Origin of the sequence: Breznakibacter xylanolyticus (assembly GCF_003254275.1) — a bacterium.
Taxonomy (GTDB): Bacteria; Bacteroidota; Bacteroidia; order Bacteroidales; family Marinilabiliaceae; genus Breznakibacter; species Breznakibacter xylanolyticus.
Genome location: NZ_QKZK01000067.1, coordinates 1 through 313 on the forward strand (window position 1 = coordinate 1; position 313 = coordinate 313).

A 313-nucleotide genomic window follows, 5' to 3' on the forward strand; every position below is an offset into this window, starting at 1 on the left:
AAAATAGATGTCAGTCGCTTTCAGTACATGTCTGATTAAGGTTGATTTTCCACAACGGCGACGACCCCATATTACCACCAAGATGCCACCATCACTACTGATACAGCGTGTTAGAACTTGTTTTTCTCTTATTCTGTTTAGAAATTCCATAAACAATGATTATGTGTCACCAAAATAATGTTTGTGGAGCATAATGTCGAGTTGTTTGATGAATAAATTTCTTTGCCTCTGCGGTTAAATCTTTACCGCCAAGTCGCCAAGCATACGCCAAGCTCGCTAAGAAAACCCTTTGCGCCCTTCGCGTTCTTCCCTT